Genomic DNA, 15,557 nt, shown 5'->3' with positions numbered 1-15,557 from the left:
GGTGATTCCGTCCATTTCGAAGAAGCTCGCGGTGGCCGCCGGCATGGCCGCGGCCATCTCGCTGGCGGGCTGTTCCAGTGTGATCAATCAAGGTGGTGACACCACCTGCAAGGAATACCTCACCCAGGATGAGGCCACGCAAAATGAGGCCGTCATCAAGATGCTCAAGGACGAGAACCAACAAGAACCCAGTGGTCTGCAGTCGACGGCAGCACGAAACTCTGCGTTGGCCTACTGCAAGACGCTGGGCAACGAGAACAGCAAGATCAAAGAAGCCCCACACCTCTAACCGGGAGCATCACATGAGAATGCCAACAGCCAAGCCCACCAAGGTTTTTGCCGGATTCGCCATCATTATTGGCGCGGCTCTGACCGGGTGTGGCACGAGCACCGACAGTGGCCCGACGAGCACCAGCACGACGACCACAACAACCACGACGACCGTTCCCGCGCCCAGCAGTGCACCGGAAGGCACCCCGGCACCCGGCGGCCCGACCGGTAGCGGTGGTCCCGAGGGCGGATCCGGCGCCATCCCCGGCGGTCCGACCGGAGGCGGCGGACCCGGCGGCGGGAGCGGCAGCATCCCGGGCGGTCCGACCGGAGGCGGCGGGCCCGAGGGCGGCGGAGGCCACATCCCCGGCGTCGGCGGCGGCCACGGCGGCCCGGGTGGCGGCGGCGGATGCGTCGACAACGTGGGTTGCGTCAGCATCCCGTAAAGCACGTACGGCCAAACAGAGCTGCGCCTATCGGAGATCTACTCCGGTAGGCGCAGTTCTGGCTTGTCGACCTCTTCGATGTTGACGTCCTTGAAGGTGATCACGCGCACGTGTTTGACGAAGCGCGCCGGCCGGAACAGGTCCCACACCCACGCGTCAGAAAGGCGCAGCTCGAAGTACACCTCGGAGTCGGTGTTCCGTGGAATCACCTCGACGCTATTGGCCAGGTAAAACCGTCGCTCGGTCTCCACCACGTAGCTGAACTGCCCGACGATGTCCTTGTACTCGCGATACAGCGAGAGTTCCATCTCGGTTTCATACTTTTCGAGGTCTTCAGCGCTCATAGACTTTCCATTATCCCCCCTGTGAACTTCCTTGCGCCGCATTGCGCACGTTCACGAACGACTGTCGATGCTGAACTGACGGCCCCAGACGCTGCAGCGCCTCGGTATGGACGGCCGTGCTGTAGCCCTTGTGCACCGCGAATCCGTACCCCGGATGATCGGAATCCATGGCCACCATCACTCGATCCCGGCTGACCTTCGCCAGCACGCTGGCCGCGGCGATACATGCCGCCGAGGCGTCGCCACCGATGACCGGCAGGGAGGGCACCGGCAGTCCCGGCACCCGGAATCCGTCCGTCAACACATATCCCGGCTTGACGCCCAGACCGGCCACCGCGCGCCGCATTCCCTCGATGTTGGCCACGTGCACGCCGATGCGGTCCACTTCTTCGGCTGGCACCGACACCACGTGATACGCCTCGGCGTACCGGCAGATAAGGGGAAACAGCGTCTCGCGCATCTTCTCGCTGAGCTTCTTGGAGTCATTGAGCGCGGCAAGGCTTTTCCGTTGGTTTGGGCCAAGCACACACGCGGCGATTACCAACGGTCCCGCACAGGCTCCACGTCCGGCCTCGTCCACACCGGCGACAGGACCCAAACCCACTCTGTCCAGGGTCAATTCGAGGGTCCGCAATCCGGATGCTTTGCGAATCACCGTCCGCGGTGGCCAGCTGGTACTCATACCGCGAGAACTAGGTCTGAGGGTTCACCGATGCGACGCCGCCCCACCGTCCGGGCGGCCATGCGATGAAACGCGCCTTGCCGATGACGTTGTCCACCGGCACAGTGCCGATGTTCGGGTCGCCCGTGCAATAGACGCGCTGACGCTCATCCATCGCCGGCCCGGCATCACGTTCGAGGCTCTGGCAGTGTGCGCGCGAGTCGCCGCTGTGCGTCCGGTTGTCCCCCATCATCCACAGCTTGCCTTCCGGCACCTTGACGGGCCCGAACTGGAAACTCCAGCAGGCGTTGGTGGGGTCGATGTCGCTACCGGGACCGATGGTTTCCGGATCCAGATACGGCTCGTTGAGCTTCTTGCCGTCGACCGTCAGGCCCGTATCCCAGCGGCATTGCACTGTCTGCCCGCCAGTGGCGATGACACGTTTCACCAGATCGTTCTCGTCCGGTGGTACCACACCGATGAACGACAGAGCGTTCTGCAGGTATCGGACGGCGGTGTTGTCCGACCGGATCGATCGGTAGTTGCCGTTCCACTCCGGGGGGCCTTTGAACACCACAACGTCGCCGGGCTCCGGATTGGTGAACCGGAACACCACCTTGTCGACCATGATCCGGTCACCGGTGCAACCACGGCAGCCGTGCAAGGTCGGCTCCATCGACTCCGACGGAATGAGATACGGCCGGGCGATGAAATTCTGTGTGATGCAGTACAGGACCAGAGCGATCAGCAGGAGGACGCCGACCTCTTTGAGCATGCCGGAGCCGCTGTCTTCGTCTTTCGACGATGCTGCGGATGATGCCTCAGCGGCTGGTTCGGTTTCGGGAGCGTCGGCAGTAGTCTGCGCGGACGTTTCAGACGGCCCTGATTCCCCGGACACCGGTGCTGTCACGAAAGCGCCGACTCGGTCAGCGCTTCTCCTTGATCTTGGCCTTCTTGCCGCGCAGCTCACGCAGGTAGTACAGCTTCGCGCGACGGACCGCACCACGGGTGACGATCTCGATGTGGTCGATGTTCGGCGAGTGCACCGGGAAGGTGCGCTCGACGCCGACGCCGTAGCTTTCCTTGCGGACCGTGAAGGTGGCACTCACGCCACCACCGGAGCGACGCAGCACGGCACCCTTGAAGACCTGGATGCGCTCCTTGGAGCCCTCGATCACCTTGACGTGCACGTTGACGGTGTCACCGGGGCGGAAGTCGGGCACATCCTGGCGCAGCGACGCCTGGTCGACAAAGTCCAGCGTGTTCATCGGTGTACTTCCCTCTTGGTCTCTCGACTCAATCGCGCGGCCGGATCGCATACCGGGTATGCACCTGCGCCGATCAGTAGTTGCGTAGTTCTGTCTGACTTGCGGCCAAGCGGCAGCAGACAGCTACCCGATTGTGCCAGACAGGGGCCCTTTCAGTGAAATCGCCCACCCGAGCACCCCTTGGGCAGCGGCTATCCAGACAGTACCGGTAAGCTACCGTGACCGGAACACCTGTCACATAGGTAACAATTCAGAGTCTGACCGCAGAGGGGGTCTAGGTTATGCGCGGCCATCACCTGTTTGCGGGCTTAACGCTCACTGCAGTGACCGCCCTGACCTCTGGATGTGTGGCATCGGTGCGCAGCGACCCGGCTACCCCGGTGCTGGCAGTTGTCAGTGCCCCCGCCGAGCCTGCGCCGGTCTTCGAAGTGGAAAGCCCCCCATCCTTCGAGACCCTGCCCGAGCGCACCATCGCAGCAACCACCCAGGCCAAGAGTGCCGGCGCCGTACTCACCGCGGTCATCAAGGACCGCGCCTCCGGTGCCGTGGTCACCAACGGCAACAACAGCACCATTGCCATCGCCTCTGTGGCGAAGCTGTTTATCGCCGACGACCTGCTGATGCGGGAATCGACCGGCGACGTCACTCTGACTCCCGCAGATCGTGCCTCCTTCGACCGGATGCTGCAGTCCTCCGATGACAGCGCAGCCGAGATCTTCTGGCAGCGCGGGGGCGGAAACTCGATCATCACCCGGGTCGCCGCGCGATACGGGCTGCCCTCCACCACCGTGCCCTCCGACGGGATGTGGTGGAACACCATCAGCACTGCCAACGACCTAGTGCAGTACTACGACATGCTGCTTTCCGGCACCGGTGGCCTACCACCCGAGCGCGCGAACATCATCGTCGACGACTTGGCCCGTTCGACACCCAACGGCATCGACGGCTACCCCCAGCGTTTCGGAATCCCGGACGGAATCCCCGGCGAGCCCGTCGCGGTGAAGCAGGGCTGGATGTGCTGTGTCGGATCCGCGTGGATGCATCTGTCGACCGGCGTGGTCGGTCCCGACCGTCGATTCATCGTGGTGGTGTCGTCCCTGCAGACCGCCAACGACGTGACGGCGCGCAACACGCTAACTCAGGCCGTCTCCACCATGTTCCCCGGTGGACGTATCGAAGCCGAGTAGATCCGGGCGACGCTGCGCCGTCCGCTGACGCGACTGCTCGGCCCGCCAGGCCGCAATCTTGGCGTGATCACCTGAGAGCAACACCGGGGGTACATCGATCCCCCGCCAACTCGGCGGTCTGGTGTAGGACGGCCCCTCCAAAAGCCCGTCGGAGTGTGAGTCTTCTTGCGCGGAAAGCGCATTGCCCAGCACCCCGGGAATCAGCCGCAGTACCGCCTCGATGATCACCAGCGCGGCGACCTCGCCGCCATTGAGCACATAATCGCCGATCGACACCTCGCGCACCCGCATCCGGGTCGCAGCGTCATCGGCGACTCGCTGATCGATTCCCTCGTAGCGTCCACACGCGATCACCAGATGGTCTTCAGTGGACCATTGATGGGCACTCTCCTGCGTGAAGGGGTAACCGGCGGGCGTTGGTACCACCAAAAGCGTTTCCGGCGTGCAGATCTCGTCCAGGGCTTCACCCCAGACCGTCGGCTTCATCACCATGCCGGGACCACCGCCGTAGGGTGAATCGTCGACGGACTTGTGGACGTCGTGCGTCCAGCGCCGCAGATCGTGCACCGCGACATCGACAAGCCCGGCCTCGATTGCCTTGCCCGGCAGAGACTGCCGCACCGGCTGCAGATAGTCCGGGAAGATCGTGACGACGTCTATTTTCATGCCGGGATGCTCACGACAGGTCCAACAGACCTTCGGGGGGATCTATCTCGATCACCTTGTCTGCCAAGGAGATCGACGTGACGATCGCGGAGACAAACGGCACTAGGATCTCGCCGCGCTGGTCCCTGTTGTGAGGTTTCACCGCAAGCAGCTCGCCACCCGGGGTGTGCAGCACCTCGGAAACGGTTCCGACGATCGCACCCTCCCGGGTCCGCACCGTAAGCCCTTCGAGCTGATGGTCGTAGAACTCGTCGGGATCTTGAAGCGCAGGAAGCTCGCCGGCCTCAACCGTGAAAAGGGTGCCGCGCAAAGCGTCTGCCGCGTCACGGTCGGCCACGCCGGAAAGTCTGATCAGCAGCCTTCCGGTGTGCTCACGTACCGATTCGACGGTGAATTCACGATTACCGCCGCCCCGGGGCAGCCGCCCGGTCAGCACCGAACCGACGGCGAAACGCTCGTCTGGATCGTCAGTACGGATTTCGACCGACAACTCGCCGGTGACGCCGTGCGCCTTGGCGATACGCCCGACCACAAGCTCCATCGGAGCTACCGGTCGGTGTCCACCACGTCGACCCGGATGCCGCGGCCACCCACACCCGCGACCAGGGTGCGCAGCGCGGTGGCGGTACGCCCGCCCCGACCGATCACCTTTCCGAGATCGTCGGGGTGGACGTGAACCTCTACGGTGCGGCCGCGACGATTCGTCACTAGGTCAACGCGGACATCGTCGGGGTTATCGACGATTCCTCGTACCAGATGCTCGACGGCGTCGACCACCACAGAACTCATCTGAGGTCCTATTCGCTTGCGGCGTCAGCAGATTCGGCCGGAGCCTCGGCGGCTTCGGCGGCCGGGGCCTCGGCGGCCTCGTCCTGCTCGGCCTTCTTCGGGGCCTTCTTCTTTTTCTGCTGGATGGCCTCACCGGTGGGGGCACCGTCGGCCTCGGCCAGAGCGGCGTTGAACAGCTCCAGCTTGCTGGGCTTGGGCTCCTTGACCTTCAGGGTGCCCTCGGCGCCGGGCAGGCCCTTGAACTTCTGCCAGTCACCGGTGATCTTCAGCAGGGCCAGCACCGGGTCGGTCGGCTGCGCGCCGACGGACAGCCAGTACTGCGCACGCTCGGAATCGATCTCGATGAGGCTGGGCTCTTCCTTCGGGTGGTACCGGCCGATCACCTCGATGGCGCGGCCTTCGCGGCGCGTGCGCGCATCGGCGATCTGGATGCGGTACTGCGGGTTGCGGATCTTCCCGAGGCGGGTGAGCTTGATCTTGACAGCCATGACTACAACTTCTCCTTGAGGTATCACGCGGCAATTCGGCGATCCGTGCGGACATGCACGATCCGGTTTTGCCTCGCGTGGGTCTGACCGCAGCTGGCCATGGCCAGCACAACGGACGGTTTGCCATTGTGCCAGAGCGGGGCCTACCAGCCCAAATCCTCCCGGCCGGACTACACCAGCCGATTGAAGCACTTCGTCTCGACGCGCCGTGTCAGGCGCCAGCCGTGCCGTGTCCGCACTACCGCGTCGTCGTACCAAAGTCCCAGAAAAAGCACCTGTTCGGTGTCGCCGCCCGGAACCATCGGGTTGAAACACAGGCTGCGCACGGTGGCCGAGCTGCGCTCTTCGTCGTCGAAACTGATCGACACGTTTCCCAGCATGTGCGCATACATCGGGAATGCCGGCAGCACCTGCGCCAGCCACGCCTTGACGTCGGGATACTCGCCGTCCACCCCACCCATCGCGCGATAGTCGATATATGCGTCGTTGGTGAACACCTCGTCCAGGTCGTCGAACTGGCGGGTGTCGATGGCGGTCGCGTAATCGACCAGGAGCTGCTGGATCTGCAGGCGGTCGGAAACTTCGTCGATGGTCCAGGCGGATGTCATAACTTGTGAGCATGCCCACTCGGACCGAAATCATCACGCAATTCGTCCCGAACTCCCCGCTGTGTCAGCACCTGGGAATCGTGTTGGCCGAGATCGGCACCGATCGCGCCGTGCTGAGCATGCCTTTCCGGCCCGAGCTGGCCACCATGGGCCACACCGTGCACGGCGGCGCGATCGCGACCCTCGCCGATACCGCGGCCATGGCGGCGGCGTGGGCCGACGACGTCGTGCCCGAAAAGTTCGGCGGCTCAACGGCTTCATTGACGGTCAACTACGTCTCGGCGGCCGAGGCGGCCGACCTTACCGCGGTGGGCCAGGTGGTCCGCCGCGGTAAGCGTCTGTCGAATATCGAGGTCACCGTGTCCGACGGCACCGGACAGGTGGTGGCCAAGGCGTTGGCCACCTACAACTTCGCTTAGGCCGCGCCGGCCTCGTCCGCAGCCAGCAGGTCCCGCACCCGGGGAATGACCTCGGTGCCATACAGCTCGACGTTTTGCATGCCCAGCCCCGGCTGCGCGGCCTGGTACACCAGGCTGAACCGGTCGGCACCGAGACCACGAATGGTTTTGGCCATCTTGGCCGCCACCGTGTCGGGTGAACCGACATACAGCGATCCCGACTTCACCTCGGCCAGGTACTCCTCGTACCGCGGCGCCGGCCAGCCACGCTCACGCCCGATCGTGGTGCGCAATTCCCGGAAGCCCGGCCAATACTGTGCGATCGCCTCCTCATCGGATTCCGCGATATGCCCCGGACTGTGAATGCCCAGCGGCATCGGCTCGGTGACACCGAGCTGATCTTGAGCCCGCCGGTAGAGGTCGACGTACGGCTCGAATCGCATGGGGTCACCACCGATGATCGCCAGGATCATGGGTATGCGGTACCGCACGCTGCGGACCACCGATTCCGGCGATCCGCCCACGCCCACCCACGCCCGCAAACCGTTCTCTGTCTTGGGATACACCTCGACGTTGTCCAACCCGGCGCGCAGCTTCCCCGACCAGGTCACCGGGTCTCCCGGCAGCAGCTTGGCCATGAGATCGAACTTCTCCTCGAAGAGTTCGTCGTACTCCGCCAGGTCGTATCCGAACAACGGGAAGGAATCCGTGAACGACCCCCGGCCAAGCACGACCTCGGCACGGCCATGGGAGATTCCGTCGAGGGTCGCGAACCGCTGATACACCCGCACCGGATCGTCGGTACTGAGCACCGTCACGGCAGTCGCGAGGGTGACCCGCTCGGTACGCGCCGCGATCGCGGACAGCATCATCTCCGGCGACTCCCCTACGAACTCGGTGCGGTGATGCTCCCCGATCGCGAAGATGTCGACGCCGACCTGGTCCGCGCGCACCCCCTCCTCGACCACGGCGCGGATCGCTTCGGGGTTGGTCATACCCGCGGGAACGTCGGCGAACGTGTCCAATCCAAACTGCACGTGATTAGTCATGACCACATAAACGGACCGCAGTCCGGTTATGTTCCCGATACCCGCCGCGCTAGTGTCGGAGCCGATGTCTTCCCTGCCGCGGCCTCGCCGCTTCCGCGTATTCGCGGTGCTCAGCGCCCTGCTCCTCATGCTCGCGATCCCCGGTGTCGCGCATGCCGATACGGCGGCACCGCCGCCGGAGGGTCCGGCGCAAGCATGGTTGGTGGCGGATCTGGACTCCGGTCAGATCCTTGCCGCACGCGACCCCTACGCCGTACATCCCCCCGCGAGCACCATCAAGGTGCTGCTGGCCCTGGTGGCTCTCGACGAGGTGCCGCTGGATGCCACCGTGGTCGCCGATGCCGCGGACGCGAAAGCCGAATGCAACTGCGTGGGCATCAAGGCGGGCCAGACCTACACCGCGCGCGAGCTGCTCGACGCGGCACTGCTGGAGTCTGGCAATGATGCGGCCAACACACTGGCGCACCTACTCGGCGGACGACAGGCCACCGTCGACAAGATGAACGCCAAGGCCGCGGCCCTGGGTGCGACGTCCACCCACACCGACTCACCGTCGGGTCTGGATGCACCTGGCATGGACATGCGCTCCACCCCGCACGATCTAGCCGTCATATTCCGTGCGGCACTGGCCAATCCGGTGTTCGCCGGGATCACCGCCCAGCCGGGCGCGCCCTTCCCGGGGCGCGGGCTGCGCAATCAGAACGAGCTGATGTACCGCTATCCGGGAGTGATCGGCGGCAAGACCGGCTTCACGGACATGGCCCGCAAGACCTATGTCGTGGCCGCTGAGCGCGACGGCAAGCGCCTTGTGGTGTCCATGATGTACGGCCTGGTGCACGAGGGCGGGCCGACGTATTGGGACCAGGCCACGAGCCTGTTCGACTGGGGCTTCGCCAACGACGGTCAGGTCACCGTCGGTTCGCTCTAGCGGTATCCACCCTTACCGTCGGAGTTCAATACCTGAACAACAGTCTCCGAGACACGTACCCGGCACATGGCAACAGCCAACGACACGGCGTCCGGCGGCGAGATCTGAGCGATGGCATTGCCCGCAGCCGCCGCCTCCTGAACCGCTGCGAGTTTTCCGGCATCGTCGGCGCCATTGAATTCCGCACAGGTGGTATCGGCCTGGGCGGTCCCCGGCACGGCGACAAGCAGTCCGACAGTCATCAGCAGCACCACCCCATAACGCATGGCCGAACTCTAACGAATCTGCCCGCGCAGCAGAACGAGATCCGGTCGCGAGAGCACCTGCGGCCCGGTCCGCGGGTCCTCGCGGTATCCGACCACATCGGCGGGTGCGCCGTGCTCCAGACCCGGCCTCCCCAGCCACTCGCGGGCCCGCCACGAGGCCGCACCCAGCGCATCGGTGGCATCCATGCCGATGCGGGTGAGTGCGGCGACCTCATCGGCGATACGCCCATGCGCGATCCCGCCGCCGGCGTCGGTGCCCGCGTAGATCGGAATTCCGGCGTCGTACGCGTTCCCGAATGTCGTATGCAGACCGGCGTACAGGTCGCGCATGTGCTGGGCGTACACCGGGTATTTGCTTGCGGAATCGGCGATTCCGGGGAAATTCTCGATGTTGATGACAGTCGGGACGAGCGCGGTGCCGTGCTCGACCATCAGGGCGATGGTGTCATCGGTGAGTCCGGTGCCGTGTTCGATGCAGTCGATCCCCGCGCGTATCAGGCCCGGCAGCGCGTCCTCGCCAAAAACGTGTGCGGTGACGCGGGCACCGTGGGCATGCGCGGTATCGATGGCCTCTTTGAGGATGTCGTCCGACCACAGCGGGGCCAGGTCACCCACGGAACGATCGATCCAGTCCCCTACCAACTTCACCCAGCCATCACCCCAACGCGCTTGGAGCGCAACGGCTTCCGGAAGTTGCGATTCATCCTCGATATCGATGGGCAGGCCAGGTATGTACCGCTTGGGTTTGGCCAGATGTCTACCCGCGCGGATGATCTTCGGCAGGTCCGCCCGGTCGTCGAAGCCACGGGTGTCTACCGGAGATCCGGCGTCGCGCAACAGCAGCGCGCCCACCTCGCGCTCGGCCTCGGCCTGAGCGACCGCCTCCTCAAGCGATGTCGGTCCGTGCGGCCCGACGCCGACGTGGCAGTGCGCGTCGACAAGCCCCGGCAGCAGCCATCCGCCGTCAAAGATGGTGTCGGCGCCGGCGATTGGTTCCAGGCTGAGGACGCCCTCACATACCCACAGATCGACAGACTCTTCCGACGGAAAAGTTCGTCCCCGCAGGTGCAAGCGCATCGGGCTCAGTTCTTGGGGAACTTCAACTTCGAGATGTCGATATCGGCCAGACCCGGAGGCAGCTCACCCAGTCCCTCGGGCATCCCCGAGAGATCGGGGAATCCGGCGGGCATTCCCCCGGGAAGCCCAGCCATGCCGGGGAATCCACCCCGCATCTTCGGCTGCGTCGGGCCCTTCGAACCCTTCTTGCCCTTCTTGGTGTTCTTGCCGCCCTTGCGGTTGCTCTTGCGGTTGATGGCGCCCATACCCATACGGCCCGCCATCGACGACATCATTTTGCGTGCCTCGAAGAAACGGTCCACCAGCTGGTTGACCTCCGAGACCGTCACGCCCGAACCGTTGGCGATCCGCAGCCGCCGGGACGCGTTGATGATCTTCGGGTCGCTTCGTTCGGCGGGCGTCATGCCGCGAATGATGGCCTGCACCCGGTCGAGTTGCTTGTCATCGACGGCGGCCAACGCGTCCTTCATCTGGCCGGCGCCCGGCAGCATGCCCAACAGGTTGCCGATGGGCCCCATCTTGCGGATCGCGAGCATCTGCTCCAGGAAGTCCTCGAGCGTGAGTTCTCCGGAGGTGATCTTCTCGGCCGCGGCCAGGGACTGTTCGGCGTCGAAATGCTGTTCGGCTTGTTCGATGAGGGACAGCAGGTCACCCATGCCCAGGATGCGGCTCGCCATCCGGTCCGGGTGGAAGACGTCGAAGTCCTCAAGCTTCTCGCCGGTGGACGCGAACAGGATCGGGGTGCCGGTGATCTCGCGTACCGAGAGTGCGGCACCACCACGGGCGTCACCGTCGAGCTTGGTCAGGACGACACCGGTGAATCCGACACCCGCACGGAAGGCTTCAGCGGTGCTCACCGCGTCCTGACCGATCATGGCGTCGAGGACGAACAGCACCTCGTCGGGATCGACGGCTTCGCGGATCCGGGCGGCCTGGTCCATCAATTCGGCGTCGATACCGAGACGGCCGGCGGTGTCGACGAGCACCACATCGAAGTGTTGAGCCTTGGCATGGGCCAGGCCGTCTCGTGCCACCGCAACCGGGTCGCCGACCAGCGAGCCGACCTCCAGACCGCCGGTCGAGGTGCCCGGATGCGGGGCGAAGACGGAAACCCCGGCGCGTTCACCCACCACCTGAAGCTGGTTCACCGCACCGGGGCGCTGTAGGTCGCAGGCCACCAGAAGCGGGGTATGGCCTTGTCCTTTAAGCCATTTGGCCAGCTTGCCGGCGAGGGTCGTCTTACCGGCACCTTGCAGACCGGCAAGCATGATCACGGTCGGCGGAGTCTTGGCGAACGCCAGCTGACGGGTTTCCCCACCCAGAATGCCGATGAGCTCTTCGTTAACGATCTTGACGACCTGCTGCGCCGGGTTCAGCGCACCGGAAACCTCGGCACCCTTGGCACGTTCCTTGATGCGTCCGATGAAGGTACGCACCACGGGCAGCGCGACATCGGCTTCCAGCAGCGCCAGCCGGATGGTCCGGCAGGTCGCGTCGATATCGGCGTCGGACAGACGTCCCTTACCCCGTAGGCCAGCAAGGGCGTCGGTCAACCGGTCAGACAGCGATTCAAACACGTCGACCAGCCTAGCTGGCGGCCCCTTTTGTGCCTCCGTCGTGGCAGGCAATCTGGAGACGCCGGCCTTCCCCGCCTGTCCCGCACCTACCCGGTGACGGGAGGTTGCGGGCGCAGCGACGGAATGAGGATGCCGACAACGCCACGCAGGCTCCACCCGATGAGGCTGAGGTAGTCGATGCTGTCGCGCCAGAAGACGACTTTGTCATCGACAAACTTCATGGTGGCTTTGATCCGGAACCGCACCCACAAGGGGCCTAGCTTGGCGATGTCGACGCGGTCACTGATCACCGAGTCGCCCTGCTGCACGACGCTCAGCGGCGACACGGTGAGTCCGGAAACGCACGCCCGGAAGCCCCGCGCCAAGGCAGGCCTGAGACTCTTCTTGCCCGTGATCTTCGGAAGGGGCGCGAGCACGTGCTCGACGTCATCTGAGAAGAACTTCAGATAGCCGTCAAGATCCAGGGCCGCCATCGTGGCGAAGGCGTCTTTCACAAGCTCCGCACGGGGGTGCATGTTCGACGGGTGCCCGCCGCTCATCCGATCCTCAAGAAATGCCATGCCCCGACAATCGCCTGTGACCTGCTGCCATCACTACCCGCGGCGCTGCCAACCGCTGCCAGATCGCTTGCCTGAGCTAGCTGGCGGCCTTCTTCGGCTCGGGTGCGGCCACAGGCAGCACCGAGGCGATGGCCGCCTCCAGCACTGCCTGCTCGGGACCGGTGCTGAGACAGAAGGTGTCGACCACCGAAGAACCGAGGGTGTTGACCCTGGCCCATGCGATGTCCACGCCGTGTCGTTCCAGGGTCGCGGTGATGCGCGCCAGCAGCCCAGGCGCATCGGAGGTGCGGATCTCCACGATCTGCTGGTCGAGGTTCCCGGCGGGCTCGAACCAGCGGATGCGCGGCGGCGCCGGCACGTAATTGGTGGGAACCGCGGGTGTCGCATCCCCGACAAGGCCGGTGGAGAACTGCGCTGACTCGCGTTCGCGCTCATCGAGCGTCGCGATGATGTCGGTATCGCCGTCGATAGCGGAGATCAGCTGCTGGCGCAGCAGCCCCGCCGCCGGAGGCGATCCGAACCGCGGCGACACCTCGAAGGTGTTAATGGCCGAGCCGGCGTGGCTGGCCACCGAGGCCGAGAACACCCGCAACGAATTCAGCGACAGCACCCCGGCGGCCTTGTAGAGCAGTCCGCGTTGATCGGGCGCGATCATGCTCACGGTGTACATGTGCGGCGACCCCGCAGGCACTAGGCGTACCTGAACCCCACCATCGGCCGCCAGCGAAAGCAGTTCCGGATCGATGGGATCGGGTTCGGGCAGCGATTCACCACGCATCACCATCCGGCATTTGCGCACCAACTCCCCGATCAGCGACGCCTTCCAGTCACCCCACACCCCCGGACCGGTGGCCAGCGAGTCCGCCTCGGCAAGCTGCTGCAACAACTCCAGCAGCAGCAGATCGCCGCCGAGTGTATTGACCACGGTGTCAATGGTTTCCGGGTCACCGAGATCACGCCGGGTGGCAGTGTTGGGCAGCAGCAGGTGGTACCGCACGATCTTGGACAGCAAGTCCACATCGGACGGCCACAGCCCCAGCCGGGTACCGATCTGCACGGCCAGATCCGCGCCGACAACGCTGTGATCACCGCCGCGGCCCTTGCCGATGTCGTGCACCAGTGCACCGAGAACCAGCAGATCGGGGCGAGACACCCTGGTGGTGAAGGCGCTCGCCCGCGCGACTGTTTCGACAAGGTGCCTGTCGACGGTCCAGATGTGCACGATGTCGCGTGGCGGCAGATCCCGCACCGGCCCCCATTCAGGGAAGAGCCTGCCCCACAACCCGGTTCGGTCCAGCGCCTCGATGGTGGCGACCGCAGGCGGACCGGCCTCCAGCAGCACCAGCAGATCCTTGAGCGCCTCCCGTGGCCACGGCGCACGAAGCTCCGGTGCCGATTCGGCAAGCCGACTCAACGTGGACGAGGAGATCGGCAGTCCGGTGGTCGCCGATGCCGCCGCCACCCGCAGGATCAGCGACGGGTCGCGCTCGGGACGAGCATCACGGGCAAGCACCACCTCCCCGGCATGCTCCACCACACCCTCGTCGATCGGACGGCGGACCGTGCGCCGCAGTACCGAAATGCCCCGCCGGGGAATCGAATTACCGGCCGTCCGCAGCCCTACATCCACCGAATAGCTGATGGTGCGGGCGGCGTCGGACAGCATTCTGGCCAGATCAAACCGATCGCCGATACGCAGCGCCGCACCGATCTCGTCAGCGAACTGAGCCAGCAGTTGATCACGCTCCCGTCCGGCGACTCGGTGCAGTTCAGTGCGCACATCCAGGATTACTGCGTGCGCGCCATCGAACGACTTCGCCAGCCCGCTATCGGTGAGCTGGGCGATGGCCAGCGCCCGAAGTAGCTGAACATCGCGCAGACCGCCGCGGCCGGACTTCAGATCGGGTTCGGCCCGGTGTGCGATCTCGCCGCTGCGCCGCCATCGTGCCTGCGTGTACTCGATCAACTCGTCGAGTCGGGTCCGGATCTGCGAACGCCATTGTTGGCGTACGCCCCCGATCATCAGGCTGGACAACTGCGCGTCCCCGGCGATATGCCTGGCATCGAGCAGCGCCAATGCCGCCGACATCTCCTGCCCGGCGACATGCAGGGTGTCGGCCACCGTGCGGACACTGTGGTCGAGCCGAATATTGGCGTCCCACAACGGGTACCACAGGCCGTCTGCGACCTCACTGAGAGTCTCCGTCGAGATGTTCTCGTCGTGCAGCAGCACCAGATCCAAATCCGAGTGCGGCAGCATCTCGCGGCGACCAAGTCCACCGAGTGCCACGATGGCAAATCCACTGGAGTCGGTGATGCCAACCTCAGCGGCCTTGGATGTCAGCCAAAGCTCATTGAGGTCGGTCATCGCCTCGCGAATCGCGCCGGCATTCAGCCGGCCGCTATCACCGAGCAGCTGCGCCCTGGCGGCCACGAGGTCCGTTGCGGCGCCCATGTGATTACCGTCCTAAGTGTTAGAGGGCATCGGCGCCCCGCTCGCCGGTGCGTACCCGCACCACCGAGTCAACGGGGCTCACCCAGACCTTGCCGTCGCCGATCTTGCCGGTGCGTGCGGCGGTCACGATGACCTCCACCACCTTGTCGACAGCGCTGTCGTCTACCACTACCTCGACACGAACCTTCGGCACGAAGTCCACCGAGTACTCAGCGCCGCGGTACACCTCGGTGTGGCCCTTCTGCCGGCCGTAGCCCTGCACCTCGCTGACCGTCATGCCGAGGATGCCCGCCTGCTCCAGGCCAGTCTTGACATCTTCCAGCGTGAACGGTTTGACGATCGCGGTGACCAGCTTCATGTCCCTCATTCCTCCCTGCCGCTGCTGTGGCGGCCGATGACCGAACCACTTCCCAGTGCGACAAAGTCGTATGCGCCTTCAGCGTGTTGGGATTCGTCGGCTCCGGCCGCTTCTCCCTCGTCGCTGATGCGCAGGCCAATGGTGTACTTCACGATGAATGCA

At 64.9% G+C, this 15,557-nt stretch carries 21 protein-coding genes and 1 pseudogene; 5 read left to right on the top strand and 17 right to left on the bottom strand.

Annotated elements, in window-relative coordinates; genetic code table 11:
- Position 1 precedes the first annotated feature (1 nt).
- Positions 2-289: a hypothetical protein gene (locus tag AOT87_RS12700; RefSeq protein WP_057969144.1), complete on the top strand. Its 288-nt coding sequence runs from the start codon at positions 2-4 to the stop codon at positions 287-289.
- A 13-nt stretch (positions 290-302) separates the two neighbouring features.
- Entirely contained in the window at positions 303-716 is a 414-nt protein-coding gene (locus AOT87_RS12695; RefSeq protein ID WP_057969135.1) for a hypothetical protein, read from the top strand.
- A 38-nt stretch (positions 717-754) separates the two neighbouring features.
- Here AOT87_RS12695 and AOT87_RS12690 read toward each other — a convergent pair whose 3' ends face one another.
- The 4 genes from AOT87_RS12690 to rplS are packed head-to-tail and all read right to left on the bottom strand — an operon-like array spanning position 755 to position 2,989.
- Positions 755-1,060: a DUF2469 domain-containing protein gene (locus AOT87_RS12690; protein ID WP_005056986.1), complete on the bottom strand. Its 306-nt coding sequence runs from the start codon at positions 1,058-1,060 to the stop codon at positions 755-757.
- 10 nt (positions 1,061-1,070) lie between these two features.
- A complete protein-coding gene (locus AOT87_RS12685; RefSeq protein ID WP_057966451.1) occupies positions 1,071-1,742 on the bottom strand; it encodes a ribonuclease HII in 672 nt (223 codons plus the stop codon).
- 10 nt (positions 1,743-1,752) lie between these two features.
- On the bottom strand, positions 1,753-2,631 hold the full coding sequence (lepB, locus tag AOT87_RS12680; protein WP_057969136.1) for a signal peptidase I: 879 nt from the start codon (positions 2,629-2,631) through the stop codon (positions 1,753-1,755).
- 16 nt (positions 2,632-2,647) lie between these two features.
- A complete protein-coding gene (gene rplS, locus AOT87_RS12675) occupies positions 2,648-2,989 on the bottom strand; it encodes a 50S ribosomal protein L19 (RefSeq protein WP_030094034.1) in 342 nt (113 codons plus the stop codon).
- A gap of 281 nt (positions 2,990-3,270) precedes the next feature.
- On the opposite strand from rplS, the gene AOT87_RS12670 reads away from it, so the two are divergent.
- Positions 3,271-4,176, top strand: a complete 906-nt coding sequence (locus AOT87_RS12670; RefSeq protein ID WP_030094035.1) for a hypothetical protein — start codon at positions 3,271-3,273, stop codon at positions 4,174-4,176.
- Here AOT87_RS12670 and trmD read toward each other — a convergent pair.
- The 5 genes from trmD to AOT87_RS12645 all read right to left on the bottom strand — a co-directional run bounded on the left by trmD (position 4,123) and on the right by AOT87_RS12645 (position 6,727).
- Complete coding sequence (gene trmD, locus AOT87_RS12665) at positions 4,123-4,842, bottom strand: tRNA (guanosine(37)-N1)-methyltransferase TrmD (protein ID WP_057969137.1); 720 nt, start codon at positions 4,840-4,842, stop codon at positions 4,123-4,125. The two genes, AOT87_RS12670 and trmD, sit on opposite strands and share 54 nt — an antisense overlap.
- Positions 4,843-4,852: 10 nt before the next feature.
- On the bottom strand, positions 4,853-5,383 hold the full coding sequence (gene rimM, locus AOT87_RS12660; protein WP_057969138.1) for a ribosome maturation factor RimM: 531 nt from the start codon (positions 5,381-5,383) through the stop codon (positions 4,853-4,855).
- 5 nt (positions 5,384-5,388) lie between these two features.
- Positions 5,389-5,631, bottom strand: coding sequence for an RNA-binding protein (locus tag AOT87_RS12655; protein WP_005081564.1), 243 nt, complete (start codon positions 5,629-5,631; stop codon positions 5,389-5,391).
- A gap of 8 nt (positions 5,632-5,639) precedes the next feature.
- Entirely contained in the window at positions 5,640-6,119 is a 480-nt protein-coding gene (gene rpsP, locus AOT87_RS12650) for a 30S ribosomal protein S16 (protein WP_030094038.1), read from the bottom strand.
- Between the two features lie 170 nt (positions 6,120-6,289).
- Complete coding sequence (locus AOT87_RS12645) at positions 6,290-6,727, bottom strand: nuclear transport factor 2 family protein (RefSeq protein WP_030094039.1); 438 nt, start codon at positions 6,725-6,727, stop codon at positions 6,290-6,292.
- Positions 6,728-6,738: 11 nt separating this feature from the next.
- On the opposite strand from AOT87_RS12645, the gene AOT87_RS12640 reads away from it, so the two are divergent.
- Entirely contained in the window at positions 6,739-7,146 is a 408-nt protein-coding gene (locus AOT87_RS12640; protein WP_030094040.1) for a PaaI family thioesterase, read from the top strand.
- On the opposite strand, the gene AOT87_RS12635 is transcribed toward AOT87_RS12640, so the two are convergent.
- On the bottom strand, positions 7,143-8,162 hold the full coding sequence (locus AOT87_RS12635; protein ID WP_030094041.1) for an LLM class flavin-dependent oxidoreductase: 1,020 nt from the start codon (positions 8,160-8,162) through the stop codon (positions 7,143-7,145). The genes AOT87_RS12640 and AOT87_RS12635 overlap by 4 nt on opposite strands.
- Before the next feature lie 64 nt (positions 8,163-8,226).
- Here AOT87_RS12635 and AOT87_RS12630 point away from each other — a divergent pair, with 64 nt between their 5' ends.
- A complete protein-coding gene (locus AOT87_RS12630) occupies positions 8,227-9,102 on the top strand; it encodes a D-alanyl-D-alanine carboxypeptidase family protein (protein ID WP_109398772.1) in 876 nt (291 codons plus the stop codon).
- Here the strand turns inward: AOT87_RS12630 and AOT87_RS12625 are convergent.
- The 7 genes and pseudogenes from AOT87_RS12625 to AOT87_RS28370 form a co-directional block, all read right to left on the bottom strand.
- Complete coding sequence (locus AOT87_RS12625) at positions 9,099-9,368, bottom strand: hypothetical protein (protein ID WP_057969139.1); 270 nt, start codon at positions 9,366-9,368, stop codon at positions 9,099-9,101. The two genes, AOT87_RS12630 and AOT87_RS12625, sit on opposite strands and share 4 nt — an antisense overlap.
- Before the next feature lie 9 nt (positions 9,369-9,377).
- Complete coding sequence (locus AOT87_RS12620) at positions 9,378-10,445, bottom strand: amidohydrolase family protein (protein WP_057969140.1); 1,068 nt, start codon at positions 10,443-10,445, stop codon at positions 9,378-9,380.
- 5 nt (positions 10,446-10,450) lie between these two features.
- Positions 10,451-12,022: a signal recognition particle protein gene (ffh, locus tag AOT87_RS12615; protein WP_057969141.1), complete on the bottom strand. Its 1,572-nt coding sequence runs from the start codon at positions 12,020-12,022 to the stop codon at positions 10,451-10,453.
- An 86-nt stretch (positions 12,023-12,108) separates the two neighbouring features.
- Positions 12,109-12,582 (bottom strand): limonene-1,2-epoxide hydrolase family protein, encoded by a 474-nt coding sequence (locus tag AOT87_RS12610; RefSeq protein WP_057969142.1) that lies wholly within the window; start codon positions 12,580-12,582, stop codon positions 12,109-12,111.
- A 76-nt stretch (positions 12,583-12,658) separates the two neighbouring features.
- A complete protein-coding gene (locus AOT87_RS12605; protein ID WP_057969143.1) occupies positions 12,659-15,037 on the bottom strand; it encodes a [protein-PII] uridylyltransferase in 2,379 nt (792 codons plus the stop codon).
- A gap of 19 nt (positions 15,038-15,056) precedes the next feature.
- On the bottom strand, positions 15,057-15,395 hold the full coding sequence (locus AOT87_RS12600) for a P-II family nitrogen regulator (RefSeq protein WP_005056967.1): 339 nt from the start codon (positions 15,393-15,395) through the stop codon (positions 15,057-15,059).
- Between the two features lie 5 nt (positions 15,396-15,400).
- Positions 15,401-15,557: pseudogene (locus AOT87_RS28370) on the bottom strand (ammonium transporter); the annotation flags it as partial.

The organism is Mycobacteroides sp. H003 (assembly GCF_001440135.1).
GTDB lineage: Bacteria > Actinomycetota > Actinomycetes > Mycobacteriales > Mycobacteriaceae > Mycobacterium > Mycobacterium gwanakae.
This window is presented reverse-complemented; position numbering and strand designations above follow the sequence as displayed.